The 26,805-nt window shown below is 63.0% G+C and carries 27 protein-coding genes; 9 read left to right on the top strand and 18 right to left on the bottom strand.

The genetic code is table 11. The features are described from left to right. Positions 1-38: 38 nt before the first annotated feature. A complete protein-coding gene (locus tag AC0969_RS00490) occupies positions 39-1,430 on the top strand; it encodes an MFS transporter (RefSeq protein WP_479622168.1) in 1,392 nt (463 codons plus the stop codon). A gap of 41 nt (positions 1,431-1,471) precedes the next feature. Here AC0969_RS00490 and AC0969_RS00485 read toward each other — a convergent pair whose 3' ends face one another. From AC0969_RS00485 to AC0969_RS00420, 14 genes are all read right to left on the bottom strand, one after another. Then, positions 1,472-2,041: a hypothetical protein gene (locus tag AC0969_RS00485; RefSeq protein WP_479622167.1), complete on the bottom strand. Its 570-nt coding sequence runs from the start codon at positions 2,039-2,041 to the stop codon at positions 1,472-1,474. Between the two features lie 99 nt (positions 2,042-2,140). Next, on the bottom strand, positions 2,141-2,890 hold the full coding sequence (locus AC0969_RS00480) for an SDR family NAD(P)-dependent oxidoreductase (protein ID WP_479622166.1): 750 nt from the start codon (positions 2,888-2,890) through the stop codon (positions 2,141-2,143). Next, positions 2,829-4,094: an FAD-binding domain-containing protein gene (locus tag AC0969_RS00475; protein ID WP_479622165.1), complete on the bottom strand. Its 1,266-nt coding sequence runs from the start codon at positions 4,092-4,094 to the stop codon at positions 2,829-2,831. Before AC0969_RS00475 ends, AC0969_RS00480 begins: the two co-directional genes overlap by 62 nt. Beyond that, complete coding sequence (locus AC0969_RS00470; protein WP_479622164.1) at positions 4,091-5,641, bottom strand: cryptochrome/photolyase family protein; 1,551 nt, start codon at positions 5,639-5,641, stop codon at positions 4,091-4,093. Before AC0969_RS00470 ends, AC0969_RS00475 begins: the two co-directional genes overlap by 4 nt. Further along, a complete protein-coding gene (locus AC0969_RS00465) occupies positions 5,634-5,789 on the bottom strand; it encodes a DUF2256 domain-containing protein (protein ID WP_479591881.1) in 156 nt (51 codons plus the stop codon). The genes AC0969_RS00470 and AC0969_RS00465 overlap by 8 nt, the downstream gene beginning before the upstream one ends. Then, the gene (locus AC0969_RS00460; protein ID WP_479622163.1) at positions 5,789-6,100 is read right to left on the bottom strand and encodes a high-potential iron-sulfur protein; all 312 of its coding nucleotides are present in this window, start codon (positions 6,098-6,100) and stop codon (positions 5,789-5,791) included. Before AC0969_RS00460 ends, AC0969_RS00465 begins: the two co-directional genes overlap by 1 nt. 154 nt (positions 6,101-6,254) lie before the next feature. After that, the gene (locus AC0969_RS00455) at positions 6,255-7,022 is read right to left on the bottom strand and encodes an ABC transporter permease (RefSeq protein WP_479622162.1); all 768 of its coding nucleotides are present in this window, start codon (positions 7,020-7,022) and stop codon (positions 6,255-6,257) included. Then, positions 7,019-7,825: an ABC transporter ATP-binding protein gene (locus tag AC0969_RS00450; RefSeq protein WP_479622161.1), complete on the bottom strand. Its 807-nt coding sequence runs from the start codon at positions 7,823-7,825 to the stop codon at positions 7,019-7,021. The genes AC0969_RS00455 and AC0969_RS00450 overlap by 4 nt, the downstream gene beginning before the upstream one ends. A 67-nt stretch (positions 7,826-7,892) precedes the next feature. Next, complete coding sequence (locus tag AC0969_RS00445; protein WP_479622160.1) at positions 7,893-8,924, bottom strand: ABC transporter substrate-binding protein; 1,032 nt, start codon at positions 8,922-8,924, stop codon at positions 7,893-7,895. Between the two features lie 99 nt (positions 8,925-9,023). Next, positions 9,024-11,336 (bottom strand): NADP-dependent malic enzyme, encoded by a 2,313-nt coding sequence (locus tag AC0969_RS00440; protein WP_479622159.1) that lies wholly within the window; start codon positions 11,334-11,336, stop codon positions 9,024-9,026. A gap of 106 nt (positions 11,337-11,442) precedes the next feature. After that, complete coding sequence (locus AC0969_RS00435) at positions 11,443-12,675, bottom strand: M20 family metallopeptidase (RefSeq protein ID WP_479622158.1); 1,233 nt, start codon at positions 12,673-12,675, stop codon at positions 11,443-11,445. A gap of 8 nt (positions 12,676-12,683) precedes the next feature. Then, positions 12,684-14,444 (bottom strand): 2-oxo-4-hydroxy-4-carboxy-5-ureidoimidazoline decarboxylase, encoded by a 1,761-nt coding sequence (uraD, locus tag AC0969_RS00430; RefSeq protein ID WP_479622157.1) that lies wholly within the window; start codon positions 14,442-14,444, stop codon positions 12,684-12,686. A 14-nt stretch (positions 14,445-14,458) separates the two neighbouring features. After that, complete coding sequence (gene puuE / locus AC0969_RS00425) at positions 14,459-15,406, bottom strand: allantoinase PuuE (protein WP_479622156.1); 948 nt, start codon at positions 15,404-15,406, stop codon at positions 14,459-14,461. A gap of 33 nt (positions 15,407-15,439) precedes the next feature. After that, positions 15,440-16,108, bottom strand: a complete 669-nt coding sequence (locus tag AC0969_RS00420; protein WP_479622155.1) for a GntR family transcriptional regulator — start codon at positions 16,106-16,108, stop codon at positions 15,440-15,442. A gap of 77 nt (positions 16,109-16,185) precedes the next feature. Between AC0969_RS00420 and uraH the strand changes: the two genes are divergently transcribed. Both uraH and AC0969_RS00410 read left to right on the top strand, forming a co-directional pair. After that, positions 16,186-16,536 carry a hydroxyisourate hydrolase gene (uraH, locus tag AC0969_RS00415; RefSeq protein WP_479622154.1) on the top strand — a complete coding sequence of 117 codons (351 nt, stop codon included), beginning with the start codon at positions 16,186-16,188 and terminating at the stop codon, positions 16,534-16,536. A gap of 196 nt (positions 16,537-16,732) precedes the next feature. Next, positions 16,733-17,599, top strand: a complete 867-nt coding sequence (locus AC0969_RS00410; RefSeq protein ID WP_479622153.1) for a tripartite tricarboxylate transporter substrate binding protein — start codon at positions 16,733-16,735, stop codon at positions 17,597-17,599. A 10-nt stretch (positions 17,600-17,609) separates the two neighbouring features. On the opposite strand, the gene AC0969_RS00405 is transcribed toward AC0969_RS00410, so the two are convergent. Next, entirely contained in the window at positions 17,610-18,140 is a 531-nt protein-coding gene (locus tag AC0969_RS00405) for a hypothetical protein (protein WP_479622152.1), read from the bottom strand. A gap of 27 nt (positions 18,141-18,167) precedes the next feature. Here AC0969_RS00405 and xdhC point away from each other — a divergent pair, with 27 nt between their 5' ends. Beyond that, a complete protein-coding gene (gene xdhC / locus AC0969_RS00400; RefSeq protein ID WP_479622151.1) occupies positions 18,168-18,986 on the top strand; it encodes a xanthine dehydrogenase accessory protein XdhC in 819 nt (272 codons plus the stop codon). Positions 18,987-19,102: 116 nt separating this feature from the next. Then, positions 19,103-20,323: a urate hydroxylase PuuD gene (locus tag AC0969_RS00395; protein ID WP_479622150.1), complete on the top strand. Its 1,221-nt coding sequence runs from the start codon at positions 19,103-19,105 to the stop codon at positions 20,321-20,323. Here the strand turns inward: AC0969_RS00395 and AC0969_RS00390 are convergent. Further along, positions 20,320-20,691 (bottom strand): nuclear transport factor 2 family protein, encoded by a 372-nt coding sequence (locus AC0969_RS00390; RefSeq protein ID WP_479622149.1) that lies wholly within the window; start codon positions 20,689-20,691, stop codon positions 20,320-20,322. The two genes, AC0969_RS00395 and AC0969_RS00390, sit on opposite strands and share 4 nt — an antisense overlap. Before the next feature lie 199 nt (positions 20,692-20,890). Here AC0969_RS00390 and folE point away from each other — a divergent pair, with 199 nt between their 5' ends. From folE to AC0969_RS00370, 4 genes are all read left to right on the top strand, one after another. Then, the gene (gene folE / locus AC0969_RS00385) at positions 20,891-21,625 is read left to right on the top strand and encodes a GTP cyclohydrolase I (RefSeq protein ID WP_479622148.1); all 735 of its coding nucleotides are present in this window, start codon (positions 20,891-20,893) and stop codon (positions 21,623-21,625) included. Positions 21,626-21,629: 4 nt separating this feature from the next. After that, positions 21,630-22,052 carry a BLUF domain-containing protein gene (locus tag AC0969_RS00380; RefSeq protein ID WP_479622147.1) on the top strand — a complete coding sequence of 141 codons (423 nt, stop codon included), beginning with the start codon at positions 21,630-21,632 and terminating at the stop codon, positions 22,050-22,052. An 87-nt stretch (positions 22,053-22,139) separates the two neighbouring features. Continuing rightward, positions 22,140-23,009 (top strand): DUF429 domain-containing protein, encoded by an 870-nt coding sequence (locus AC0969_RS00375; RefSeq protein WP_479622146.1) that lies wholly within the window; start codon positions 22,140-22,142, stop codon positions 23,007-23,009. A gap of 219 nt (positions 23,010-23,228) precedes the next feature. Then, positions 23,229-25,199, top strand: a complete 1,971-nt coding sequence (locus AC0969_RS00370) for a sensor domain-containing diguanylate cyclase (RefSeq protein WP_479622145.1) — start codon at positions 23,229-23,231, stop codon at positions 25,197-25,199. On the opposite strand, the gene AC0969_RS00365 is transcribed toward AC0969_RS00370, so the two are convergent. Then, a complete protein-coding gene (locus tag AC0969_RS00365; RefSeq protein ID WP_479622144.1) occupies positions 25,196-26,023 on the bottom strand; it encodes a MinD/ParA family protein in 828 nt (275 codons plus the stop codon). The two genes, AC0969_RS00370 and AC0969_RS00365, sit on opposite strands and share 4 nt — an antisense overlap. Before the next feature lie 3 nt (positions 26,024-26,026). Continuing rightward, positions 26,027-26,794, bottom strand: coding sequence for a GGDEF domain-containing protein (locus AC0969_RS00360; RefSeq protein WP_479622143.1), 768 nt, complete (start codon positions 26,792-26,794; stop codon positions 26,027-26,029). Positions 26,795-26,805 lie beyond the last annotated feature (11 nt).

Raw genomic sequence — 26,805 nt, 5'->3', positions numbered from 1 at the left:
GCTGCCAGGGGGTGGCTTTGCCATAAAGGAACATGGGAATGGGCAAGTTAGAAGGCGCACGCCTGCGCTGGGTGACTTTTCTGGTCACCGGCGCGATGTTCATGGAGGTGCTGGACGGCAACATCATCGCCACCGCCATGCCCGACATGGCCAGATCGTTCGGGGTGCAGGCTGTGCAGCTCAACGTAGCGATGAGCGCCTACCTGCTGGCGCTGGGCGTATTCATTCCCGTGAGCGGCTGGATCGCCAACCGGCTCGGCCCGCGCAATGTGTTTGCCTGCGCCATCGCCGGTTTCACGCTCACCTCGGTGGCCTGCGGGCTGGTAACGGACCTGCACACCTTCATCGCCCTGCGGGTGCTGCAAGGGGCCAGCGGCGCGCTGATGGTGCCCGTGGGGCGCTTGCTGGTGTTGCGCCACACGCCCCAGGCAGGGCGCATGGCGGCCATGTCCAACCTGGTCTGGCCCGCGCTGGTGGCCCCGGTGCTTGCGCCGCCGCTGGGCGGCTTTATCGTCAGCCACGCCAGTTGGCACTGGATATTTTTCCTCAACGTGCCGTTGGGGTTGGTGGCCTTTGGACTGGCGCTGTGGCTGATCCCGAAGATGGAGCCCGAGGCCCGCAAACCCTTTGACTGGACCGGCTTTGTGTTGTGCGGCGGTGGCATGTTTGCTCTGCTGGGCGGGCTGGAGCAGCTGAGCAATGCGGTCGATGCCGCCAACCTGTTGGCGTGTGTGGGCGGCGCGCTGATGCTGGCCGCTGCCGTGCGGCATTTCCACCGCGCGGCCAGCCCGATGCTGGACCTGGCGCCGATGCGCATCCCCACCTTTCGGGCGGCGATGGTCGGCGGCTCCCTCTCGCGCATGGGCATTAGCAGCCTGCCGTTTTTGCTGCCGCTGATGTTCCCGCTCGGCCTGGGGCTGGATGCCTTGCATTCGGGCCTGTGGCTGCTGGTGATGTTTGCAGGCAACCTGGCCATGAAGACCGTGACCACGCCGATACTGCGGCGCTTTGGCTACCGCCCGGTGATGCTGTGGAACGGCCTGCTGGCCGCGCTGTGTCTGGCGGCCTGGGCGCTGGTGGGCCCCGCCACGCCCGCCGTCGTGCTGGTGCCCATGCTGTTCATCAGCGGCATGACGCGCTCGATGCAGTTCACCAGCCTGGGCACCATCGCCTTTGCCGACGTGCCCGAGCGGCAGATGGGCGATGCCAATGGCCTGTTCAACGTGATCTCGCAGGTCAGCATGGCGGCGGGTATCACCTTGGGCGCTATGGCGATCCGTTTGGGCGAGGGGCTGGTGGGCCACGTGGATGTGGTGGCGGTGGAATACAAAGTGGCTTTTGTGGTGGCAGCTATGGTGGCGTTGGCGGGGCTGCTGGACACGCTGCGCCTGCCTCGGGGGGCGGGGGACCATTTCGTGGCCCGCAATTAAGGCTATCTCTCCAGTGGACGATTGAGCTGCGGCGCAAACCTTCAGCAACGCATCCGGAATTGCTGGTCGCGCGATTGCTTACGTTCGTTGGCAATCCAGTCCATATATTGTGCGTTCCCGCCGGAGCGCGCCAGTTGGTCCAGGTAGCGGATGCGCGCATCCAGAGCAGCGCACTGGGATGGCTGGCTCGGCGTGTTGGACTCCACGCGTGTGGCTTGCACGGGTGGGGATGCCAAAGCTGCACTTCTGGCGCGTTGGCCCTGGGCCAGTTGCACTTGCTGGTCAAACGGCACCCCCGAGGGCACGGATTCCATGCGCTCGACCAGGGCACTGCGTTGACTGCAATGCTCCAGTGCCCAGAACTGCCCGCCGCCATAGCTTTGGCACAGGTACAGCGTCGTCGTCCCCGAAGCGCCGCCCTGCGCGCTGATGGCGGGCGACGTGTCCACAGACCGACCACCCGCGCAGGGGGTACTGCTGTAGGTGTTGCCACAGCGGTAGACCTGGGCGTGCAGGTTGTTGGACAGAGCTAGGAGGGCGAGGGTGGCGAAGATGCGCATGGACCTCCGTGGTACTTGCGGTGTGCGCATCATGACGCTGTCGGTACGCATACCGTTCGCCTAATGAGCTAAGCGAAAAGTGCCCCTGCCGCCCATTCCATAAGCGAGAGCAGCTATCTATTGAATAGCAATCCCCGCCAGCAGCCGCGCCTACTTCACCAGCGGCCGCACAGTCGTAAACCCACCATCCACCGCAATCACCTGCCCGGTAATCCGCGCTGCGCCGTCGCTTAGCAACCACGTCATCGCGTCGGCAACCTGCGCAGCGGTTTGCACCCCACCCAAGGGGTATTGCTTGCCCGCGCCTTCGCGCATCGCGTCCATGCGCAGCATGCCGGCGGTCATGGGGGTGTCGGTCATGCCGGGGGCGACCACGTTGACGCGCAGGCCCAGCGGGGCGTAGGTGGCTGCTGCACTGCGGGCCAGGGCTTCGATGCCGCCTTTGGCTGCCGCTATCGCCTCGTGGTTGGCCACGCCGATGCGCGACACCACGCTGGAGGCGAGTACGGCCGCGCCTTGCAGCTTGGCCACGCGCAGGGCTTCCACCCAGGCTTGCAGCATGAAGAAGGCGCTGTCCAGGTTGATGCGCATGACTTCGCGGTATTGGGCCGCCGTGCTGCGGTGCAGGGGCGCAATCAGCGTGCTGCCGACGCAGTGGGCCAGCAGGGTGGGCGGGCCGCCGAGCTGGGCGATGCAGGCGGAGATGGCCTCGGCAGCGCCTTCGGGCGTGGTGGTGTCGGCGGCGATATGGGCATCTGCGGCCACTTCGGCCAGACTGGTGGCATCGCGGCCTACTGCGGCTACGCGGTGGCCTGCCAGGCGCAACTGGGAGACGACTTCACGGCCTATGCCACCGCGTGCGCCGGTCACCAGGGCGATCTGGGGGGATGTGGTTGTCATGGTGAGTGCTTTCTGGAGTGGTATCAAACAAAGGGCCTGCCGACAGGCTGGCCAGTCCGGGCAAGTCGTGCAACTGGCTGACACCGCGCGTGGTGCGCGTCCACCATTGCGAGAACGAGGTGCAGGGGCGGGCGACTTCGGCAAACAAATAGGGGGCGGGCTGGACCTGGGCCAGGGCGCTGAGGTCGAGGTGCGGGTCGGCCACGGTGCGCACCGAACGCGCACCGCGCAGGGCCTGTTGCAGCGTGGCCGTGTCGGCGTGCCACTGCGCAGCGGTCATCTTTGCCATGCGGGCTCCCACAAAGCCCCAGCGCTTATCGCTCCAGGGCCAGATGCTATGAAAATCAGAGTGGTAGATGCCGATGCACAGCGTTTCGGCGGGCAGGTCCGGCGGCAGGCGTAGCGCCCAGGGGTGGACCAGCCACACGTCGCGGCCAGCGACCCGCGCGGCATCGGGGGCGGTGGCGTGTGGCGGGATGGAGGACACAGCGGGCTCGTCCACGCCTTCGGTTTCAGACGGTTCTGCCAACGCATGCGGGTTGCGGGCGATGGCATCCAGCGCGGCGTAGCTGGTGTCGATCACGCTGCCGGGGCTGTGCCAGTCGGGCGGGGCGTACTGGGCGACGTTTTCGGCATTGAATAGATAGGGTTTGCTGCTGCCGGTGCCCGCCACCCATTGCCAGCTCAGGTGGTTGCTGGCCAGGTCGCCGTCGAGCAGGTGGGCCAGCATCCAGTCGGCCCCGGCCCGCCAATGCACTTTGCGGATGTGCACCACGTAGCTAGCCAGCCACATGCGGGCGTGGTTGTGTAAGTAGCCGGTGGCGTAGAGCTTGCGCACGGCGGTGTCGATGGCGGGGATGCCGGTGCGGGCCTGGCGGATGTCTGCGGGCATCTCGGGCGCGTAGGCAGCCTTGGGCAGCAGCCCTTCGTGCAGCGACTGCAAGATGCCATTGCCTAGGTGCTGCCAGACATGGCGAAAGTATTCGCGCCAGCCCAGCTCGAAGACGAACTTGTGCCCCACGTCCAGCCGGTGCTGCGCCGCCACGCCCGCCAATACTTCGGGCAAGGTGACAAAGCCGTGGGTAATGTAGGGCGACAGGCCGGTGACCGCCCCTTCGATGGCATTGCGGCTGCGGGCGTAGTCGGCGGGGCGGACTGCTTTGATGCGGGCCTGTGCCGCTGCCAGGGTAGGTTCGAAACTCATGTGCTGGCTCCTACGGCACCGCTGCGGATGGCGGCGGCGCGCTCGGCCACGGCCTGCTTTTGTGCGTCGCTCAGGCGGGCTAAATTGCGGACCTGCAAGGACATGCGCGGGTTGGCGGTGAGCATCTTTTCGTGCCGCGCCAGAAAGTCCCAGTACAGCGTGGTGAAGGGGCAGGCGCGCTCGCCTTCGCGCAGGGCCGGGTCGTAGCGGCAACTGGCGCAGTGCTGCTTGCTGCCCATGCGCTCGATGTATTTGCCGGTGGCGATGTAGGGCTTGCTGGCCATCAGGCCACCGTCGGCGTACATGGCCATGCCGAGGGTGTTGGGCAGCTCCACCCATTCCACGGCATCTACGTAGACCGACAAGTACCAGGCGTGCACCTGCTGCGGCTGCACGCCCAGCAGCAGGGCGAACAGGCCGGTCACCATGAGGCGCTGGATGTGGTGGCTGTAGCCGTGGGCCAGGGTTTGCCCGATGGCATCGCGCAGGCAGGCCATGTCGGTCTGGCCGGTCCAGTACCAGGCGGGCAGGGGCTCTTGGGCGTTGAGGGCGTTGCGGTCGGCGTAGGCGGGCATCTGCGTCCAGTAGATGCCGCGCACGTATTCTCGCCAGCCCAGAATCTGGCGGATGAAGCCTTCTACGCAGGCCAGCGGCGCGGCACCGGCGTGGTAGGCGGCCTCGGCAGCGGCCACCACCTCGCGCGGGTTCAGCAGTTTGAGGTTCAGCGCCGCTGCCAGGTGCGAGTGGTACAGCCAGGCCTCGCCCGGCCACAGGGCATCTTGGTAGCGGCCAAACAGCGGCAGACGCTCTGCGATGAACGCATCCAGCGATTGCAGCGCCTGCGCGCGGGTGACGGGCCAGGCAAAGCTGTGCAGCGTGCCGGGGTGGCTGGCGAAGCGGGTGTTGACCAGGTCGATCACCTCTTGCGTGGTGGTATCGGGTGCGAAGGTGGTGCGGGCGGGCACCGAGCCGGGGCCGGTTTTGCCAAAGGCTTCGCGGTTCTCGGCATCGAAGTTCCACTGGCCGCCGGTGGGCTGGTCGCCCTCCATCAGCACGCCGTGGCGGCGGCGCATTTCGCGGTAGAAATACTCCATGCGCAGCGATTTGCGGCCCTGGGCGTGGTCGGCAAACTGGCGCACGGTGGCAAAAAAGTGGCGGTCTTCGCGCACGTCCAGCGGCACACCGCCCTGTTGGGCTACGGCCTGGATGGATTTATACACACGGAAATCACCTGCACCGCTTATGACTAGGGCGTGAGTAGCTAGATTTTTAATAGCAAAATGCAGTTCGCTTGCCAAGCTGCCTCGGTTGCCGGGCTGGTCCAAGCGGGTGTAGTGCAGGGGGTAGCCCGCGTCCCGCAGGCCTTTGGCAAAGTGGCGCATGGCGGCCAGAAACAGGGCGATGCGCTGTTTGCTGGACCAGATGTGGGTGGACTCCTCGGCCACCTCGGCCATCCACACGGCATCTTGGGCGGGGTCAAACCCGTCGAAGGCGCTTGATTGCATGTCGAGCTGGTCGCCCAGCACGATGACCAGGTTTCTAAGCATTCTTGTTCTTTCTACAGGCATCCGAGCAGTACTTCACCTCGGCCCAGTTTTTGGCCCAGCTTTTGCGCCAGGCCATGGCCCTGCCACAGGCCACGCAGGGCTTGCTGGGCAGGGACTGCTTGTTGCCTTTGAAACCTGTGAGAGGCATCAGGCCTTCTTGGCCCAGGCGCTGCACCAGCCCTTGGCTGCTACCTGTTTGCCTGCAAACAGCGGGCAGCCACCGGCGGCATCGGCCGGTTTGCCCTGGTACAGCGCGCAGTTGCTGCACAGCTGGGCGGCGGCGTGTTTGGGGTACTTTTTGGCATCTACCTTGGTGGTGTCGGCGGCGTAGCCGAGGGCGGCGGCCTGGGGGTCTTTTTCATCGACCTTGGCCTGGGCGCGTGCGCCGGTGCTGAGGGTGGCAAGGGTTGTACCGGTGGCCGCGATGGCCATGAGAAAAACGCGTCGTGGGTGGGTCATTTGGGTATCTCCTGCCGATGTTCCCGGGCGGGAATAGCGGCGGACTGCCTCCGTCAAAAGTAACGGTGGCTGGAGCATACGCAAGCCTTCCAAACACTGCTTTGATCAAAATCAATACGCAGTGGTTTAGTCTGATACTACCTAGTCACACTTTTCAGTCGCCTTGCGAACTGCGGTGCGCCCAGCCGGTGGTGTGCCGCTCGATATAGCTGAACAGCTCGTACATCACCATCGCCATCGCGCCCACCACCATCAGCCCGGCAAAGGCCAGGCCCATCTGCATGCTGGAGCCGGCCGAGATCAGCAGGTAGCCAATGCCTTCGTTGGCAGCGGTCATTTCCGACACCGTGGTGCCCACAAAGGCCAGGGTGATGGCCACCTTGAGCGAACCGAAAAAGTAGGGCATGGAGCGCGGCAGGCCGACCTTGGTGAGCACGTCCCAGCGCTTGGCGCCCAGCACGCGCAGCACGTCTTCCAGCTCGGGCTCCAGCGTGGCCAGGCCGGTGGCGATGTTGACCATGATGGGAAAGAAGCTGATCAAAAACGCCGTCAGGATGGCCGGGCCGGTGCCGATGCCAAACCACACCACCAGAATCGGCACAAACGCCGCCTTGGGCAGGGCGTTGAAGGCCGTCATCAGCGGGTAGATGGCGGCATAGGCCAGGCGCGAACTGCCCACCACAAAACCCAGCAGTACGCCCACCACAATCGCCAGCCCAAAGCCCGCCATCGTCACCCAGTAGGTGCGCCAGGCGTGGAGGGCAATCGGGCCTTTGAATTCGAGCAGTTGCGTCCAGATGCGCCAGGGGCTGGGGAAGATGAATTCCGACACGTTGAATGCGGTGCAAATGCCCTGCCACAGCAGCAGAATCGCCACCAGCAGCACCCAGGGGGACCAGCGTTGCAGGGTTTTGGGGTTCATGGCGTGGCCTTTCGGAAGTTGCCGATGTGGCCGCGCAGGGCGTGCACGATGTCGCTGAATTCTGGGGTGTAGGTCAGCTCCAGGTCGCGCGGGCGGGGCAGGGTGATGTGCTGTTTGTGCATGAAGCGGCCCGGGCTCTTGCCCATCACGTAGACCGTGTCGGCCAAGAACACCGACTCGCGCAGGTCGTGCGTGACCAGAATCACATTGAAGCGCTGCTCGGTCCACAGGTCGCGCAGGATGCACCATAGCTCTTCGCGGGTAAAGGCATCCAGCGCGCCAAAGGGCTCGTCGAGCAGCAGCATCTTGGGCTCGTGGATGAGGGCGCGGCAGATGCTGGCGCGCTGCTGCATGCCGCCCGACAGCTGCCAGGGGAATTTGTCTTCATAGCCGCCCAGCCCCACTTTTTGCAGCAACTGGCGGGCGCGTTCCACGTACTCTTTGCGCCTAGTTTTGAACTGGCTACGGTAGGGTTCGACGATCTCCAGCGGCAGCAGCACGTTGTCTACCGTGGTGCGCCAAGGCAGTAGCGACGGGGCCTGGAAGGCCATGCCGGATATCTTCAGCGGCCCGGTCACCGGCTGGCCGTCGATGCGGATGCTGCCTTTGGACGGCATCTTCAGACCGGTGGCCAGCTTCATGAAGGTGGACTTGCCGCAGCCCGACGGGCCGACGATGGCGATGAATTCGCCCTGTTGCACCTGCAGGTCGATGGCCTCGACCGCAAACTGGTTTTGCGCCAGCAGTGTGTCGTTGTAGGCCAGCCAGACATCACGGAAATCTACAAAAGGAGCTGTGTTCACAAATTTATAAGAAATAGGCCGCTAGCGCATATACCACCTGCGCTAGTAGCTATGAAATTAATAGTAATTACTTTTTGGCGGGTAGTACGTTCAACTCGGCTGCCGAGGGCAAAAAGCTGCCGTTCCACACCGCGTCCGCATTCACCCGGGTTTTGGTGGCAAACGCGTCGGACACCTGCGAGGCCATCAGCGACAGGCGCGGTGGCGTGGTCTGGCCAAAGCCTTCGGCGCGGGCGTTAGGGGTGTTGATGGCGGTGTCGATGGCCATGTGCAGGCGGCGCAATTCCAGGGCGCTGTTGATGATGCCGTCGCGGGCTTTGACGTCTTCAATGGCGGCGGCGGGCTTGGCGATCACGTCTTTCATGCCCTTGGCCACCGCTTGCAAGAAGGCTTTGACGGCGGCCGGGTTCTCCTTGATCAGCTTGGGCGAGGCGATGATGGCGTTGCCGTACAGCTTTACGCCGAACTGCGGGTAGGGCAGGACCAGCACGTCTTCGGCCTTGGTGCCCCGGGCTTCCAGGTTCAGCAGCGAGGTAAAGGTGAAGCCGGTGATGGCATCCACATCGCCACGCACCAGCATGGTTTCGCGCAGTGGCGGGTCCATGCTGGTCCACTGCACGCCGGTGATGCCGTTGGCCTTGGCGAAGATCGGGAAGGCGCGGCGGCCTGCGTCGAACACCGGGGCGCCAATCTTTTTGCCGCTCAGGTCGGCCGGGGTTTTGATGCCGGATTTCTTTAAAACCATCACCGAGGCGGGGGTGTCGGCATACACCATCATTACCGCCACCGGTTTGTTGGGCGCGTCGGGGTTGTTGGCGTGGAATTCCATCAAGGCGGCCAAATCGGCAAAACCCATGTCGTACACACCGGATGCCACGCGGGTGACCGCGCCGCCCGAGCCGTTGCCTGCGTCGATGCTCACGTCCAGCTTGGCATCCTTGAAATAGCCTTTGGCGGCGGGCGTGAGGAACAGCGCGGCCGGGCCTTCAAAGCGCCAGTCGAGCTGGAACTTGATGGGCGTGTTTTGGGCGAAGGCCGGAGCGGCCAGTAGCAGGGCGGCGCTGGCGAGGGCGGTGTGCAGGAAGGCGCGTTTTGTCATGGAGTCTCCAAAGGGGTGTCCAGACGGTACAGCAATAAAGATGCCACCCAAACAAAAAAGCGCACTGTAAAAGTGCGCTTTTTGCGGGGCTGGGTTGGCTTACTTGTGCAAGGTGGCGGCGTTGGCCACGGCCAATGCCGTCATGTTGACCACCCGGCGCACGGTGGCCGATGGTGTCAGGATGTGCGCCGAGGCCGCCGCACCCAGCAGGATGGGGCCGACCGTCACGCCGTTGCCTCCGGTGACCTTGAGCACGTTGAACAAGATGTTGGCTGCGTCCAGGTTGGGGCAGACCAGCAGGTTGGCTTCACCGTGCAAATTCGTCTCGGCATCCAGCAGGGCGGCTTCGCGCATGGGCTGCGACAGGGCGGCATCGCCTTGTAGTTCGCCGTCGGATTCGATGTCGGGGGCCATCGCCTTGAACAGTTCGTGGGCGGCGCGCATTTTGCGGGCCGAGGGGCGGTCCGACGAGCCGTAGTTGGAGTGCGACAAAAACGCCACCTTGGGCGGCAGGCCGAAGCGGGCGACCTCCTCGGCGGCCATCACGGCGATGCTGGCCAGCTGCTCGGCAGTCGGGTCTTCGTTCACAAATGCATCGGTGATGAACAAGGTGTGCTTTTCTAGCATCAGCGCGTTCAGGGCGGCAAAGCCCGTGGCGCCTTTTTTCAGGCCGATGATGTCGCTGATGTGCTGCAAATGCACCTCGTAGCGGCCCAGCAGACCGCACAGCATGGCATCGGCATCGCCCAGACGCACCATCAGCGCGGCGATGGTGGTGTTGGAGCGGCGCACCGCCGCCTTGGCCACGTCTTGCGACACGCCACGGCGCCCCATCAGGCGGTGGTAGGTTTCCCAGTACTGGCGGAAGCGGGCATCGTCCTCGGGGTTCACCACTTCCACATCCACGCCGACGCGGATGCGCAGGCCGGCTTTGAGGATGCGGGCTTCGATGACGGCGGGGCGGCCGATCAAAATCGGGTGGGCCAGGTTTTCGTCCACCGCGAGTTGGGCGGCGCGCAGCACGCGTTCGTCTTCCCCTTCGGCATAGGCCACGCGCTTGGCGTTGGCGGGCACGGCCTTGGCGGCGCTGAACACCGGGCGCATGAACATGCCGGTTTGGTAGACGAAGCGCATCAGGCTTTGGCGGTACGCCTCGTAGTCCTGGATCGGGCGGGTGGCCACGCCGGATTCTTCGGCGGCCTTGGCCACGGCGGGGGCGATGCGCAGAATCAGGCGCGAGTCGAACGGCGTGGGGATCAGGTATTCGCTGCCAAACACCAGCTCTTTGCCGGAGTAGGCGGCGGCCACTTCTTCGCTGATGTCGGCCTTGGCCAGATCGGCAATCTGGCGCACGCAGGCCAGCTTCATGGCTTCGGTGATCTTGGTCGCGCCGCAGTCGAGTGCGCCCCGGAAGATGTACGGGAAACACAGTACGTTGTTGACCTGGTTCGGGTAGTCCGAGCGGCCGGTGGCGATGATGCAGTCGGGCCGCACGGCCTTGGCCAGCTCGGGGCGGATTTCGGGCTCGGGGTTGGCCAGCGCCAAGATGATGGGCCTGGTGGCCATTGTTTTGACCATCTCGGCCGTCAATACACCGGCGGCAGAGCAACCCAAAAATACGTCGGCGTTGTTGACCGCGTCGGCCAGCGTGCGGGCCGAGGTGTCTTGGGCGTAGCGCTCTTTGGATGCATCAAAACCACCGGGGCGGCCCTGGTAGATGATGCCCTTGGAGTCGCAGGCGAAGATGTTTTTGCGCTGCACGCCCAGGCCGACCATCACGTCCAGGCAGGCAATGGCTGCGGCACCCGCACCCGACACGGCCACCTTCACGTCTTCGATCTTCTTGCCCACCAGCTCCAGGCCGTTAAGCAGGGCGGCCGACGAGATGATGGCCGTGCCGTGCTGGTCGTCGTGGAACACCGGGATGTTCATGCGCTCGCGCAGCTTTTGCTCGATGTAGAAGCACTCGGGGGCTTTAATGTCTTCCAGGTTCACACCGCCCAGGGTGGGTTCCATCGCGGCAATGATGTCCACCAGTTTGTCGGGGTCGTTTTCGGCCAGTTCGATGTCAAACACGTCGATACCGGCGAACTTTTTGAACAAACAGCCCTTGCCCTCCATCACCGGCTTGGAGGCCAGCGGGCCGATATTGCCCAGGCCCAGCACCGCCGTGCCGTTGGTGATCACGCCGACCAGGTTGCCGCGCGAGGTGTATTCGGATGCCAGGGACGGGTCGCGCTGGATGTCCAGGCAAGGGTAGGCGACACCGGGGGAGTAGGCCAGCGACAGGTCGCGCTGGTTAGACAGCGGCTTGGTCGCGTTGACCGATATTTTTCCCTTGCTGGGGGTGCAGTGGTATTCGCGGGCTGCGTCGCGCAGCGCCATTTCTGCGGGGGAAATGTCTTGGGCCATGTTGCTCGTCGTCCTCGTTGGTGTTTTTGACCATGTAAGCCTAACGCAAGCAATAGCGGGTAGTCGCGGTGGAGACTACCTATCTCGATGCAAAAGGCGTATGGGGTTATGCCAATAGATCGGCCAGCGTGCGGGCTATCACCTTGGTGGCGCGGCGCAGGTCTTCCAGGCTCAGGCGCTCGTCGGTGCGCTTGGCGTGGGATTCGAGTACGGTGCGCGGCCCTGCGCCATAGATCACGCCGGGGATGCCCGCAGCGGCGTACAGCCGCACGTCGGTGTAGAGCGGCGTGCCCATCGCCGGAATGGGTTCGCCAAACACCGCCAGGCCGTGCTTCTGGATGGCATCTACCAGCGGCTGGTTGCCGGGCAGGGGCTGCATGGAGTGCGCCAGTAGCAGGCGCTTGATGTCTACCGTGATGCCGGGCTGGCGGGCGGCGGCATCGGCTATCACCTGGCGGATGTTGGCTTCGACCTCCACCGGGTTTTCCTCGGGAATCATGCGGCGGTCTAGCTTGAAGCTGACCTTGCCGGGCACCACATTGGTGTTGCTGCCGCCTTGGATAGTGCCCACGTTCAGGTAGGGGTGGGTGATGCCTTCCACGCTAGACGTGACCTGCTGGTAGAGCGTGTTTTGCGCGTACAGGGCGTTCAAAATTTGCACCGCGCCTTGCAGCGCGTCTACGCCGCTCTCGGGAATCGCGGCATGGGCGGCTTTGCCGTGCACGGTGACTTCCATTTGCAGGCAGCCGTTGTGCGCGGTAACCACCTGGTAAGAGAAGCCTGCGGCGATCATCAGGTCGGGCTTGACGATGTTGTTTTTGAGCAGCCAGCCGGGGCCGAGTTCGCCGCCGAATTCTTCGTCGTAGGTGAAGTGCAACTCGACCGCGCCTTGGAGCGGCAGGCCCAGGGATTCGAGCGCCCGCACGGCGAAGGTGAAGCTGGCGAAGTCGCCCTTGCTGACCGCCGTGGCGCGGCCAAAAATGTGGCCGTCGGCAATCTCACCGCCGTAGGGCGCGTGGGTCCAGCCGTCGCCGGGGGGGACCACGTCGCCGTGGGCGTTGAGGGCGATGGTTTTGCCAAGGCCACCAGTACCGTATTGGCGGCGCACCACCAGGTTGGTGATGGATACCATGCCTGCGGCGGCCACTTCGGTGGCGGGCACGGGGTGTTTTTCGACCACCAAACCCATTGCTTCCAGCAGCGTGGCCGTGCGGTCGGCGTGGGGAGCGTTGTTGCCGGGCGGGGTGTCGGTGGGGACGCGAACGAGCGCTTGCAAAAAGGCGACTTCTTCGTCGAAATGCTGGTCAATCCAGGCATCGAGCGGGGCGTAATCTGTCATGGCAGTTATCAAACTTCGAGGTTATTCAAAAGGTGGGAGAAGGCATCCACGGCCAGTTGCATGTCGTCTGCGGTGCTGCTCTCCAGCGGGTTGTGGCTGATGCCGGCGTTTTGGCCGCGCACAAACAGCATGGCCTGGGGCATCACTTCGTGCAGCTTCATGGCATCGTGGCCCGCGCCGCTGGGCATGCGGTGCAGGGGCACGCCCAGGGCCTCGACGGCGGCTTCCCAGCGCTGCTGCCACACGGGCGCGCTGGGGGCGGCGGCGGCGCGCATCGTCTCTTTCAGCGTGTAGCGCAGGCCCCGGCGGTCGCAGATGGCATGCAGGGCGGCCAGTACATCGTGGGCCAGGGCATCGCGCTGCGCATTGTGGGGGGCGCGCAGGTCCAGGCTGAAGTTGCACTGGCCGGGCACTACGTTGATGGAGCCGTTGGGCACATGCAGTATGCCCACCGTGCCCACCGAGTCGCCATCTTGCCCGGCACGTTGCTCTACAACCAACACCAGCTCGGCCACGGCGGTGGCGGCGTCAAAGCGCTGGTGCATCGGCGTGGTGCCCGCGTGGCAGGCGACGCCCAGCACCGTGCCGGTATAGCGCACGCTGCCGTTGATGGAGGTGACGATGCCCAAAGGAATATCCAGCCCGTTGAGCACCGGGCCCTGCTCGATGTGGACTTCGACAAAGCCCAGGTAGTCTTCGGGCGTGCGTTGCAAAGCGGGGATGTCGTTGACTTGCAAACCAGCGTGCGCCATGGCGGTGCGCATGCTGATGCCATCCACATCGGTCTGGTCCAGCCAGTCGGGGTTGAAGTGGCCGATCAATGCGCCGGAGCCGAGGAAGGTGGCGTTAAAGCGCTGGCCTTCTTCTTCGGCAAAGCCCACCACTTCCAAGTGAAAGGGCAGACGTTTGCCTTGGCTTGACAGGGCGTGCACGCAGGCCATAGGCACAAAAATGCCCAGGCGGCCATCGTATTTGCCGCCGTTGCGCACGGTGTCATAGTGGCTGCCGGTGAGCAGGGTTTTGGCATCGGGCGTGGCTGCCAGATAGCGGCCCACCACGTTGCCCACAGCGTCGATCTGCACCGTGTCAAAGCCGCAGTCGCGCATGTTTTGGGCGATCTGGGCGGCGCAGGCGCGGTGCGCGTCGGTCAGGTAGGTGACGGTGAGCTGGCCCAGCTCTGCATAGCCGGGGTCGGTGTGGAGGCTTAAGTCTTCTTGCCAGTCCCACACCGTGTTGCCCTGCGCGGGGTGGGTGTCAAACGCATCGTTGAGGCGGATTTCGACGATGCGGTGGATGTTGCGCAGCGCTTCAAGGTGCTCAAAATCGGGCGGATTGTGCAGGCGACGCACAAACGTGTTGATGATTTCCTGCTTGCGCAGCCCGGTGCCGCGTGGCCCGCGTACCGCCAGGATGAACGGAAAACCGAACTTCTGGCCGTAGTCGGCATTGAGTTGCCCTAGCTGGGCCAGCTCTTGCGGCGTGCAGCGCGTCAGGCCGGCCTGGTTTTGCTCATGGCTGGATTCAGTGGTAAGCGGTTCTGCGGTTTTGCCTGCCAGCTCTGGGTGGGCGCGGATCAGGTCCCGCTGGGCCTGCACACCCGCTTCTGCCAGCACCTGCACCATGGCGTATTTGAAGCCAGCCAGCGAGGCAAAGGGCCGCACGGCCAGGGCTTTTTCTGCGATCCAGGGGGAGTGTTCGTACAGGCCGGGTAGCTGCTGCAGTACCTCGTGCTGGGGAGCGGTGTTGAGGAAAGCGAGCGTCAGGGGCATGGTGTAACCAGGGGTCAGGGCTTGTAGGGGTGGACTTTTTGCCAGTGTTCGGCGATGTCGATGCGGCGGCAAATCCACACGCGGTCATGGCTTTGCACGTAGTCTAAAAACTTTTGCAGCGCGCCAAACCGGCCGGGTCGGCCCAGCACCCGGCAGTGCATGCCGATGCTCATCATTTTGGGGCGGTCTTCACCTTGCGGGTCGCCCTCGGCGTAGAGCACGTCGAAGCTGTCTTTCAGGTACTGCAAGAAGTGGTCGCCGGTGTTGAAGCCCTGCACCTGCACGCAGCGCATGTCGTTGGTGTCCAGTGCGTAGGGGATCACCAGCCGTGGCTCCACCGTGCCGTTGCTCTTGGTGGTGGGCATCCAGAACGGCAGGTCGTCGCCGTAGTAGTCGCTGTCGTAGCTGAAGCCGCCCTGGTCGGCCAGCAGGCGGCGGGTGTTGGGGCTGTCGCGGCCGGTGTACCAGCCCTGGGGCCAAAGGCCCCCGGTCATGGTGCGGATGATTTCGGCACCCACCGCCATGTGCAGGCGTTCGGTGGCTTCGGGCAGGTTTTGGTAGTGGATCCAGCGCCAGCCGTGGCAGGCGATTTCATGGCCCAGATCGACAAACGCTTGGGTGAGTTCCGGGTGGCGCTGCAAGGCCATAGACACACCAAAGACGGTCAACGGCAGGCCGCGTTTTTCAAACTCGCGCAGGATGCGCCACGAGCCCGCCCGCGAGCCATATTCGTACATCGACTCGATGGTCATGTGCCGGTCGGGGAAGGGCTGGGCGGTGATCAGCTCGGACAAAAAAGTTTCCGAGGCCGCGTCGCCGTGCAGCACATTGTTTTCGCCGCCTTCTTCGTAGTTGAGTACGAACTGCACCGCGATCTTGGCCTGGTGGGGCCATTGGGCGTGGGGCACGTTGCGGCCGTAGCCGACAAGGTCACGGGGATAGTGTGCAGATGTTTCGGTCATGCCACGCCTTTAAGCACAAGTCAGGCCAGTGCGTCAGGCCAGGGCCATCGCGATGTCGTTGCTGGGGATTTTGCGGTCGAAGGTGAGGTTGGCTTCGACTTTGTGCAGATGCTGGTCCATCAGGCTGACTACCAGGGCTTCGTCTTTGGCAGCCAGGGCTTGTATGAGCGCGTCGTGGTCTTCGCTGGCGTGCTCGGTGGGGTTGTCGGTCTGGTACATCAGGGTGATGAGCGAGCAGCGCGAAAGCAGCTCCACCATCATTTGCACCAGCACATCGTTGTCTAGCAGCTCGGCCATGCGGATGTGGAAATTGCCCAGCACTTCGGTGCGGTTGGCCAGGTCTTTGTCTTTGAGTGCGGCTTTTTCAATCGCCAGCTGGTCTTTCAAGGCCTTGATTTTGCTTGGGGTGATGTCGCGCACCAAGGCCCGCACCAGTTCGGCCTCTAGCATGCGGCGCACGGCAAACACCTGGCGGGCTTCGGCCACCGAGGGCGCGGCCACAAAAGCCCCGCGTGCGGGCTCCAGGCGGATCAGGCGGTTTTGCGAGAGCTGGAACAGGGCCTGCCGCACCAAGGTGCGCGAGACCCCAAAATGGTCGGCCAGTTTTTGTTCTGCCAGCTTAGTGCCCGGATGGAGTCGGTGCTCAACAATCGCCTTCGTCAGCGCCTCAACGATGGTATTGGTGTTGGTGGTGGATTCCATGTCACCATAATAGCGCAGAATTTTTACTGTATACAAGTTTGTTTTATTTCAATGTATTTGATTACATGAGGACACATATGGGATTGAGCACACACGTTTTGGACACTATGCACGGCAGCCCGGCGGCTGGTATGGCCGTAGCGCTTTACACAACGCAGGGCGACAACAGCACCCTGCTCAAGCGCTTTGTCACCAACGCAGACGGCCGCAGCGACGGCCTTTTGCTGGACGCCGCGAGTCTGCAAGTCGGTACCTACCGACTGACGTTTGACGTGGCGGAGTACTTTGCCGCCCGGGGCGTGGCCTTGCCCGAGCCGAACTTTTTGAACCGCGTCAGCCTGGACTTTGGTATTGCCAACCCCCAGCAGCACTACCACGTGCCGCTGCTCGTCAGCCCCTGGAGCTATTCCACCTACCGGGGTAGTTGAGCCGTGTTTGTCATCCCCATGACTTGGGGCCTGGACAAAATCTCTCCTTTTGGCGGGAGCTGTTATGGTTTTTAAATTTATAAAAAATAGGCCTCTAGCGTATATTCTGATTGCGGGAGTAGCTACTCTTTTTGTAGCAAATGCATGCGCGGCAGAAGGCCACCCGGCATACCCCGACAAGCCGGTCAAGATCGTGGTGCCGTTTGCCCCCGGTGCGGGCACGGATGCGATGGGCCGCTTGATGGCGCTCAAGCTGGGCGAGGTGCTGGGCGGCAATTTTGTGGTGGAGAACCGCAGCGGTGCCTCGGGTGCCATTGGCACCCAGGCGGTGGCCGCTGCCGCTGCCGACGGCTACACCTTGCTGCTGGTGGCGTCGCCCTTCACCACCGTAGCCGCCGCCATGCCCAGCGCCCACTACGACCCTCTGCGCGACTTTGTGCCGGTGGGCATGATTGCCAGCGGCCCCCTGGTGTGGGCTACCAGTAGCCAGGTGCCGGTGCACGATATGAAAGAGCTAGTGCGTTTGGCCCGGCAAAAACCCGGCGTGCTGAACTACGGCTCGGCCGGTGCGGGCGGGGTCAACCACCTGGTGTTAGAGCTGCTAAAAGCGCGCACCGGTACCTTCATTACCCACATTCCCTACCGTGGCGTGGCCCCGGCCACGATGGACATGCTGGCCGGCCATGTGCAGCTGGTCACCGGCACCATTCCGGCGCTGCTGCCTTTCATCAAAGACGGCCGGGTGCGCCCGCTGGCCGTGACCAGCGCCAAGCGTTCCAGCGCCTTGCCGGATGTGCCGAGCATGGCCGAGGCGGGTTTTCCGGGTATTGACGTGGTGAACTACTTTGCCCTGATGGCCCCGGCGGGCACGCCTGCGGCCATCGTCGGGCAGCTCAATGCCGCCATCAACCAAGTGGTGGTTTTGCCCGAGGTGGTGGCCCGCTTCAAGGCCGATGCGGTAGAGGCCGCGCCCGGATCGCCCGCGCTGCTGGGGCATTTCATCGAAGCCGATTACCGCGCCTGGCGCAACGTGGTCAAAACCCAAAATCTCAAGCTGGAATAACCGCCGGGGGCTATAGCTGCCCTTCGGTCAGCGTATCCAGCTGAAACTGGCCGCTTTTGTCCCACAGCCAGGTGTCGGTATAGACCACCCGGCCCATGCGGGACGGCGGTGGGAACGGCGCGGCGGCGCGCACCGTGCGCTCGATCTCGGTGATGACCTCCGGGGCATGCCGGGGGGCCCGCAGCCAGTCCAGCCGGGTGACCCGGCCCTGGCGGTCCAGGTGTACATCCAGCACCCCCACCGCGTACAAATTAGGTTGCAGCTTGCCCTGGTAAATGCGGCTGGCGTTGTGCGCGTACACATGGCGGGCGGCATCGCGGCGGTAGTCGCGCGGCGTGGCTGCGGTGGATATTTTGGGCGGGGCCACCGGTTCGGAGGCCGGTGCCGATGGCTTGTGGGGTTCTGATGTAGCCGGCTGCACCGGCTGCGCAGACGGGCTGGGTGCGGATGCGGGGGGCGAGCTGCAACCGGCCAGCAGGGTGGCTGCGGCAGTAGAGAAGCCTGCCAGCGTCCAGCGCAAATTCAGAAGATGTTGTTTCATCGTGCCTATCGGTTTCGTTTTTCAGCCATGCATACTGCGCGGGTGAACCATCTAGACGATCTACTCCACCGGCTACCGTCCGCCCCCGCCATGCTGGTCCGGGTGCAGTCTACCCAAGGCTCGGTGCCGCGCGGGCCGGGCACCTGGATGGCCGTGTGGGCCCGGCACATCGTCGGCACCATCGGCGGCGGCCACCTCGAATTCCAGGCCATCGCAGAGGCCCGAACACGCTTGGCCGGTGCGCAGGGGCCCGATGTGCTGCGCTATCCGCTAGGCCCCCGTTTGGGGCAGTGCTGCGGCGGCGTGGTGCAGCTGCGGTTGGAACGGGTGGCAGCTGCCGATATAGCGCGCTTGCGTGCCGAGCTCACGCCCGTGCATCCGCCCGTGGCCCTGTTTGGTGGCGGCCATGTGGGCCATGCGCTGGTGCAGGTGCTGGTGCGCCTGCCGTTTGCCCTGGCCTGGATCGACAGCCGCGACGGAATTTTCCCTGCCGATCTGCCCGCTGCGGTGCGCTGCGAACATTCCGATCCGGTGCAGCAGGCGGTACGCGGCCTGGCCCCCGGTAGCCAGGTGCTGGTAATGAGCTTTAGCCACGCCGAAGACCTGGACATCGTGGCTGCCTGCCTGCAACGCCAGCGCGTGCACGCGGACCTGCCTTTTATCGGCTTGATCGGCAGCCAGACCAAATGGGCCAGTTTTCAAAAGCGGCTGGCAGCGCGCGGCTTCAGTGCGGCCGAGCTGGCCCACGTCACCTGCCCGATTGGCGTGCCCGGTATCCCCGGCAAAGAGCCGGAAGTCATCGCCATTGCGGTCGCGGCACAGTTGTTGCAAAGGGTAACTGCCTAGAATCAACCGGTCGCAGCGGTGCAAAGCCAACTCCCCGGGGCTTGTGTGCGTGACTTTTTAGTGCCCACAGCGCCCGCAGTGGTGGGCATCGCAATACTGTCAAGGGTGAGTGACACATGGAAAGCTATTACCTCGACTGGGCCAACCTGCTGCTGCGCTGGGTCCACGTCATTACCGCCATCGCCTGGATCGGCTCGTCGTTTTACTTCGTCTTTTTAGACAGCAGCCTGACCCCGCCGGTGGATGACGACCTCAAGAAACAAGGCGTCAGTGGCGAGCTGTGGGCCGTGCACGGCGGCGGCTTCTACCACCCGGTCAAGTTCGCCGGTGCGCCGCCCCAGTTGCCCAAGCATCTGCACTGGTTCTATTGGGAGAGCTATTCCACTTGGTTGACCGGCTTTTCGCTGTTCACCGTCACCTACCTGTGGAACGCCAGCACCTACCTGGTCGATAAGTCGCTGATGCAGTGGTCCGGTGGCGCGGCAGTGAGCGTGGCGCTGGCGTTTTTGGTGGTGTTCTGGATGGCCTACGACTGCATTTGCCAGATTTTTGGCAAGCGCAAAGGCGGCGAGGCCATCGTTGGCGCGCTGGTGGCGGTGCTGGTGTGCGCCGCCTCCTGGCTGGCTTGCCACTGGTTTGCCGGGCGGGCGGCCTTTTTGCTGGTGGGCGCGATGATCGCCACTACCATGAGCGCCAACGTGTTCTTCTGGATCATCCCCGGCCAGCGCACCGTGGTGGCCGACATCCAGGCGGGCCGACCCATCGACCCCATCCACGGTCTGCGCGGCAAGCAGCGCAGCGTACACAACACCTATTTCACGCTGCCGGTGCTGTTCTCTATGCTCAGCAACCACTACAGCTTTACCTACACCCATCCGCAGAACTGGCTGGTGCTGGTGCTGATGATGCTGGCGGGTGCAGCCATACGGCAGTTCTTTGTGCTGCGCCACGGCTATTTGCTGGGCCGCAACCGGCATCCCATCGGCTACGCGCTGGTGGGGCTGGCGGTGATTGCGGCGGTCATCGTTTGGATGAAACCCGTGGTTGCTATAAATAATATAGCTACTAGCGCAGGTGAAATAAGCACTAGACCGGTTATTTCTTATGAAAAAGTACAGGCGGTGATTGCCCAGCGTTGCACCATGTGCCACGGTGCGCAGGTGCAGATGAAGAACGTACGGCTGGATTCACCCGCCGCACTCCAGCAGCACGCGCAGGCGGTCTACCAGCAGGCGGTGGTCACCAAAATCATGCCCATGAACAACGCCACCGCCATCACCGATGCCGAACGGGCGCTGATTGGCCAGTGGTTTGAGGGTGGGGCAAAGCTGGATTAGCTGGCCGGGGTGAAGTGCAGGTGCATCAACTGCCAGTCGTCTACCCCTTTGCGCCACAGCTCGCTAAAAAACACGCTGCTGTGCGGGGTGTCGTCAATCAAGGTCTGGCTTTGGCCCGACACCACGGCAAAGTCACCGTGGTTTTGCAATGACAGGCTGGCATCTTGTTTGTAGGCCGTGTCGGGAAACCACAGGTCGGCTTGCACCGCACGCGAGATGCCGTGTAGTTGCTCCCACTTGGACTGGATACCGCTGGCATGCACCACGCAAAACGAGTCGGCCTGTACGCTGGCCATAAAGTCGGTGTCTCCGGCGAAAAATGCGGCATACCAGTCTTCGCGGGTGTTGAGTAAGTTGAGGTTGTCCATAGCTTCTTTTTAGTGGTGTCAGACGGGCAGAAAGGGGCTGAACTTGATAGTTACGCAAGTTTGCGAATCGTCCGATTATCCCGTGCGCCGCAAGGGCTTTGGCCATGCGTGCCGGTTATGTACTTGAAACGCTGCTTAGGGGCTTTGCACCCTGTCCGTGCAACCGGGCTGCCTGCCCTGCTACTATTCTTGGATGTTAATGAAACCACCCGACGCTATGAATTCTGTTGCGCTGGCCGATGCCCGCGACGGTGAGGGCACGCCCGTCTCTGTCAAGATCCGTGAACGCTTGCAGGCTGCCCGCAAACGCTTTAACGCCAACGACAACATTGCCGAGTTCATCCAGCCCGGCGAGCTGGAGCTGCTGCTCGACGAAGTGACCGACAAAATGCAGGGCGTGCTCAGCAGCATGGTGATCGACACCGACCGCGACCACAACACCAACAATACCGCCCGCCGCGTGGCCAAGATGTACCTCAAAGAGGTGTTCCAGGGGCGCTACGTCACGGCCCCTAATATCACCGAATTCCCCAACGCCGAGCACCTGAACGAGCTGATGATCGTCGGCCCCATCACCGTGCGCAGCGCCTGTTCGCACCACCTGTGCCCGGTGATCGGCAAGATCTGGATCGGCGTGCTGCCCAACGAGCACACCAACGTGATTGGCCTGTCCAAGTACGCGCGCCTAGCCGAATGGATCATGGGCCGCCCGCAAATCCAGGAAGAAGCCGTGGTGCAACTGGCCGACCTGATCCAGGAAAAAACCCAGCCCGACGGCCTGGCCATCGTCATGGAAGCCAGCCACTACTGCATGGGCTGGCGCGGCGTGAAAGACATGGACAGCAAGATGATCAACTCGGTGATGCGCGGTGCCTTCTTGAAAGACCCGAACCTGCGCCGCGAATTTTTGGCCCTCATTCCTAGAAAAGGCTAACCCCATGCTTGTACGTTTGCTCTACGCCAGCCGCGCCCTCGACACCAGTGCCGGTGCCATCGAAGCCATCCTGGCCCAGTCGCGCCAATACAACCCTGCCTGCGGCATCACTGGCATCTTGTGCTACGGCGGCGGCATCTTTTTGCAGGCCATCGAAGGTGGGCGCATGCCCGTCAACGAACTGTACGGCCACATCCAGCGCGATGCGCGGCACAAAGACGTGGCGCTGCTGCACTTTGAAGAAATCTCCGAGCGCCGGTTTGGTGGCTGGACGATGGGCCAGGTCAACATCCTCAAGCTCAACCAGTCGATCTTGCTTAAATACGCCGAAAAGCCCGAGCTGAACCCGTATGCGGTGTCTGGCAAGGTCTCGCTGGCCCTGCTCGAAGAGCTGATGGCTACGGCCTCTATCGTCGGTCGCGTGTAAGTACGTTCTCATCCTTCCGCGCGCTCCTTCCAACCCGCAAGCCCGCAGCGACTTGCGGGTTTTGTTTTTTGTAGGTTTGCTGTTGCTATGGACTCCGAACTCCTGGGCTGCGATTTCTCCAGTAGTCCCAACGCCCGTAAGCACATCGTGCTCGCCTGGGGGCGGATGGCCGAGGGGCGCGTGGTTTTGCAGCGCCTGGAGCGGCTATCGTCCCTGGCTGCATTTGCCGCCGCGCTGGCCCCGCCACGGGCCTGGGTGGGCGCGTTCGATCTGCCCTTTGGCCTGCCGCGCGAACTGGTCGCATCCTTGGGCTGGCCGCTGGAGTGGGCGGCCTGCATCCGCCACTTTGCCAGCCTGGAGCGGGCGCAGATCCGCAGTTTGTTTGCGGCTTTTTGCGATGCCCGTCCGGTGGGGTTCAAGTTTGCCCACCGTGCCTGCGATGCACTGGCCGGCTCCAGCCCGTCCATGAAATGGGTGAACCCGCCGGTGGCCTACATGCTGCATGCCGGTGTGCCCTTGCTGCTCGATGCCGGGGTGGATTTTCCGGGTTTGCACGCCGGTGATGCACAGCGTGTGGCGCTGGAGGCCTACCCCGGCCTGCTGGCGCGCGAGGTGCTGGACGGCTGGGCACCGGGTGTCAAGGGCATCGGGCGGCGCAGCTATAAAAGCGACGACAAGGCCAAACAAACGCCCGAGCGGCTGGCTGCACGCACCGCTCTGGTCCAGGCGCTGGAGGCAGGGCAGGGCCCGCACGGGCCGCTGCGGCTAGGGCTGCGCTTGCAATTGACACCGCCCCAGCGCGCCCTGCTGGTAGCCGATGCCAGCGGCGATGCCCTGGATGCCGTGCTATGCCTGCTGCAAGCCGCGTGGGCCGGGCAGCAGCATGCTGCAGGCTTGCCGTGTTATGGCCTGCCGCGCCATAGCGATCCGCTGGAAGGCTGGATCATCACGGTGTAAACAGGAGGCTGCGCTCCTGTGCCACTAGGTGCCACCTGATGTGTAAGCCTCTAGGCTACTGAGCGCTGTATAGTTGTTCGCGAACACTTCCTGCATATCTCAGTGTTTCATCTGTTGCGTACAAATTATGTATTTTGCTTTGTGCCAGTATGTATCCTCCCTGCTAGCTGCCAGCCAGACTGCTAGCGTGCGCGATGCTGGCTTTTTGAGGGGCTTGGCTTGAAGCGCCCCGACAACTGGCTCCACCACCTGGGCGGTGCAGCGCTGGTGTTGGCGCTGTCATTGGGCACGACATTCTGGCTTTGGCAGTTTGAAACGCGCAATGCGGAACTGGACCTGAAGATGCATATGGATGCCAATGTGCAGGTATTTGCCAGCCGAGTTGAGCAGCGCATGCGGGTCCAGGAGCAGGTGCTGCGGGGCGTGCAAGGCCTGTTTGCGGCCGGTGCTCCGGTGGGGCGCGAGGCTTTTGCCCGTTATGTCGAAGCTTTGCAGCTGGGGGCCGAAGTGGCGGGGCTGGAGGGCGTGGGCTGGGCCCCCTGGGTGCCAGCAGCGGAGCAACCGGCACATGTGGCAGACATGCAAGAACAAGGCTATTCCAGCTACGCCATTCTTCCGGCGGGTACGCGGCCCTTTTATGCCCCACTGGTGCAGCTGGAGCCCGCGCTGGAGCCTGGTCTGCGTCTTTATGGCCAAGACTTGTTGGCCGATGCGGAGCGTCGTGCCGCGATGGAGCGCGCCCGTGATACCGGTGCGGCCACCATCACCGGCAAGCTATCCCGTTTGCTGGAAACCGGCAGCGGTGCACGGCTGGGGTTTGTGATGTTTTTACCGGTCTACCATCCGGGCTTCCCCTCGGACACCGTATCCGAACGGCGGGCCCATCTGCTGGGTTGGGTGGTGGCACCATGCCGTATGGATGTGTGGATGGCGAGTCTGCCGGGCTTGCACACCAGCGACGTGGGGGTGCGTATTTTTGATGGCATAGAACTCGGTCAGCAGTCCTTGCTGTTTGATAGCAGTCCTATTGCCAACCTGGTCCAGGCAACCAGGGTTGGTACGCTGGAATATCTGAAAGTGGCTGGACGCACCTGGACGCTGGCGATGGTGGAGTCGGTCGATTCTGCGGCATTTGCTGTCCACAACAAGGCGCAAATGATTGCCCGCAATGGGGTGTTCTTGAGTGTGGTGCTGGCGCTGCTGGCCTGGGTGCTGTTGAGCGACCGGGCGCGGACCACCATCATTGCCACCCAGATGACCGCTGAGTTGCGTGAAACCAAAGAGCACTTTGAACTGATTTTTGACAGCAGCCCGGATGGGATGGTGGTCACCCAGCAAGTCGATGGGCTGGTGGTAGACATCAACAAAGGTTTTACGCTCCTGACCGGTTATGAGCGTAGCGATGTGGTCAGCCGCTCGATCGGCGTTTTGCCGATCTGGAAGTCCGCTGACGACCGGCGGCGTTACCGTAATGCGCTGGCCGAACACAAGTTTTGTAAAAATCTGGAGGTGGCCTTGGTGAGCAAGAACGGCCAGACCATCATTGGCATTTTGTCGGCACAACCGGCAAGCTTCAAAGGCGTGGCTTGTTTTGTCGGGGTGGTGCGCGACATCACGGGCCGTAAAGCTATCGAAGACCGCATGGCGCATATGGCGCAACATGACACGTTGACCGGTTTACCTAACCGCGCGCTGTTTGACGACCGGCTGCAGCACGCCATCGTACAAACCCACCGCCAGCGGGGGCGCTTGGCTTTGTTGTATGTAGATCTGGACCACTTCAAGCCCGTGAACGACACCCTGGGGCATGCGGTAGGCGATGTTCTGCTCAAGGCGGTGGCGCAGCGCATGTTCGAGTGCGTTCGCGCCTCCGATACGGTGGCCCGCATTGGTGGCGATGAATTTGTGGTGCTGTTACCCACCGTGCACGATGCGGCAGATGCGCTGGCCGTCGCCGAGAAAATCCGTTTTGCGTTGAACCAAAGCTTTGAAGTGGTGCCTGGCAAGATGGTGAATATCTCCTCCAGCACCGGCGTGGCCATTTTTCCCGACCATGGCCGGGATGAAATAGAGCTGTCTAAAAATGCCGATATGGCGATGTACCGCTCTAAGCAGCAGGGACGTAACCAGGTACAGCTATTTGCCCCCTTAGCTCAGGTAGCGCCGGTAGACGCTGGCGCTGCTATTTAATTGCGCAGTTCGGGCGGGGAAATGACGGTTTCGTCCAGCTTGCGGGCTAGCTCTGCCACGGCCAAGGCAGCCGGGCAGCCGGGCGTGTTGACCATCAGCAATTGGCGACGCATCACGGCTTCACGGACCGCCGGGTCCGCCGGGATGTCGCCGACATGGATAAGCCGAATCGAACGCCCTGTGCCATTGGTCACAAAGCGGTCCAGCACCTGCTGCAACTGGGTGGTGATGGCGCGGCCATCGCCAGGGCGGGCGGTCTGGTTGATCACCATGCGCACATGCTGGCGCTTTTGCTGCATAGCTAGCACCTTGATGGCGGCATAGGCATCGGTCAGCGAGGTGGGCTCGGGCGTGGCCACCACCAGTACCTCGGAGGCCAGTGACACCGAGAACAGCACCACATCGGAAATGCCCGCACCAGTGTCCAGCAGCAGTACATCGAAGCGCGGAATCAGGGTGCGCACCACCTGCAAAAATTCATCCCGCACTTCGGGGGTCAGGCGGGAGTATTCGACCATGCCCGAGCCGGCCAGCAGCACCGAGAAGCCGCCAGGGGCCTTGACGATGGCCTCGTCCAGCGTGGCTTTGCCGGTAAACACGTCGTGCAGGGTGATCTTGGGGTGCAGGTTCAGCACCACGTCCAGGTTGGCCAGGCCCAAGTCGGCATCCAGCACCAGCACGCGGTGGCCACGCTTGGCCAGGGCAGCGGCCAAATTGGCCGAAACAAAGGTTTTACCAACACCGCCTTTGCCGCTGGTGATGGCAATCACCTTGGCACCGGGGCCGCTAAGGGGGGAGGGGGAATTCAGAATGTTGCTTATCACGGCTTACCTTTGTCCGGTGCTGCCATTGGCGGCACCAGACGACATATCAATCCAAGCCGGTTCTGCGGCAGACAAATGACCAAACAACAAATTTTTCTCTTCTGCGCTGACATGGCTTTCGGGTTGCGGCTCCAGACACAGGCGGTTGCGCCCGGAGGTCTTGGCCAAATACAGTTGTTGGTCGGCTCGGTCGGTCCAGAGCTCGGTGGTGGAGCGAATCCACTGCAATGCAAATGCACCCCCGATGCTGATGGTGACCTGGAGTTCAACCCCGGGGGCAATCGGGATCCGGGTGTTTTCAATGCTACGGCGGATGCGCTCGGCCACTGCGTGGCCAAAAGACGGTTGGCAAGACGGCAGCACCACCACAAATTCTTCGCCGCCGTAGCGGGCTAGCGTGTCCATAGGGCGCACGCAGGCTTGCAGCGCCTTGGCTACTACGCGCAGTACCTGGTCGCCTGCGGGGTGGCCGTGGGTGTCGTTGACGTGTTTAAAAAAGTCGATGTCGATCATCAGCAGCAACGCGGCTTCGCCGGAACGGGCTACGCGGTCTACCTCGGCCTCTAGTACGGTGTTGAAGTGGCGGCGGTTGGACAGGCCGGTGAGTGGGTCTTTGAGCGACAAGTCGCACAGACCGTCGATCATGTCTTGCAAATAGGCGGCGGGGTTAGGCGTGTCTACCAGCGGCGCACCTTGTTGCAGAAGCGCACAGGCCGACTCCAGGCGCATATTGCGCAGGTCAATGGTGGGGTGGTTTTCCGATGAAGACACGGGCTTGTGTG

This window comes from Rhodoferax sp. LB1P47, from assembly GCF_056521445.1.
The sequence above is the reverse complement of the archived record's forward strand: the minus strand, read 5'-3'. Positions and strand labels throughout refer to the sequence as shown.

Bases quoted from the DNA above. Each gene is read 5' to 3' on its own strand.
- AC0969_RS00375 (WP_479622146.1), top strand. From the start codon at position 22,140: ATGGACTCCGAACTCCTGGGCTGCGATTTCTCCAGTAGTCCCAACGCC.
- puuE (WP_479622156.1), bottom strand. From the start codon at position 15,406: ATGACCGAAACATCTGCACACTATCCCCGTGACCTTGTCGGCTACGGC.
- AC0969_RS00470 (WP_479622164.1), bottom strand. From the start codon at position 5,641: ATGCTTAGAAACCTGGTCATCGTGCTGGGCGACCAGCTCGACATGCAA.
- AC0969_RS00440 (WP_479622159.1), bottom strand. From the start codon at position 11,336: ATGGCCCAAGACATTTCCCCCGCAGAAATGGCGCTGCGCGACGCAGCC.
- AC0969_RS00485 (WP_479622167.1), bottom strand. From the start codon at position 2,041: ATGCGTACCGACAGCGTCATGATGCGCACACCGCAAGTACCACGGAGG.
- uraH (WP_479622154.1), top strand. From the start codon at position 16,186: ATGGGATTGAGCACACACGTTTTGGACACTATGCACGGCAGCCCGGCG.
- uraD (WP_479622157.1), bottom strand. From the start codon at position 14,444: ATGCCCCTGACGCTCGCTTTCCTCAACACCGCTCCCCAGCACGAGGTA.
- AC0969_RS00380 (WP_479622147.1), top strand. From the start codon at position 21,630: ATGCTTGTACGTTTGCTCTACGCCAGCCGCGCCCTCGACACCAGTGCC.
- AC0969_RS00490 (WP_479622168.1), top strand. From the start codon at position 39: ATGGGCAAGTTAGAAGGCGCACGCCTGCGCTGGGTGACTTTTCTGGTC.
- AC0969_RS00465 (WP_479591881.1), bottom strand. From the start codon at position 5,789: ATGCCTCTCACAGGTTTCAAAGGCAACAAGCAGTCCCTGCCCAGCAAG.
- AC0969_RS00420 (WP_479622155.1), bottom strand. From the start codon at position 16,108: ATGGAATCCACCACCAACACCAATACCATCGTTGAGGCGCTGACGAAG.
- AC0969_RS00480 (WP_479622166.1), bottom strand. From the start codon at position 2,890: ATGACAACCACATCCCCCCAGATCGCCCTGGTGACCGGCGCACGCGGT.
- AC0969_RS00455 (WP_479622162.1), bottom strand. From the start codon at position 7,022: ATGAACCCCAAAACCCTGCAACGCTGGTCCCCCTGGGTGCTGCTGGTG.
- AC0969_RS00475 (WP_479622165.1), bottom strand. From the start codon at position 4,094: ATGAGTTTCGAACCTACCCTGGCAGCGGCACAGGCCCGCATCAAAGCA.
- AC0969_RS00395 (WP_479622150.1), top strand. From the start codon at position 19,103: ATGGAAAGCTATTACCTCGACTGGGCCAACCTGCTGCTGCGCTGGGTC.
- AC0969_RS00435 (WP_479622158.1), bottom strand. From the start codon at position 12,675: ATGACAGATTACGCCCCGCTCGATGCCTGGATTGACCAGCATTTCGAC.
- AC0969_RS00390 (WP_479622149.1), bottom strand. From the start codon at position 20,691: ATGGACAACCTCAACTTACTCAACACCCGCGAAGACTGGTATGCCGCA.
- AC0969_RS00460 (WP_479622163.1), bottom strand. From the start codon at position 6,100: ATGACCCACCCACGACGCGTTTTTCTCATGGCCATCGCGGCCACCGGT.
- folE (WP_479622148.1), top strand. From the start codon at position 20,891: ATGAAACCACCCGACGCTATGAATTCTGTTGCGCTGGCCGATGCCCGC.
- AC0969_RS00445 (WP_479622160.1), bottom strand. From the start codon at position 8,924: ATGACAAAACGCGCCTTCCTGCACACCGCCCTCGCCAGCGCCGCCCTG.
- xdhC (WP_479622151.1), top strand. From the start codon at position 18,168: ATGCATACTGCGCGGGTGAACCATCTAGACGATCTACTCCACCGGCTA.
- AC0969_RS00405 (WP_479622152.1), bottom strand. From the start codon at position 18,140: ATGAAACAACATCTTCTGAATTTGCGCTGGACGCTGGCAGGCTTCTCT.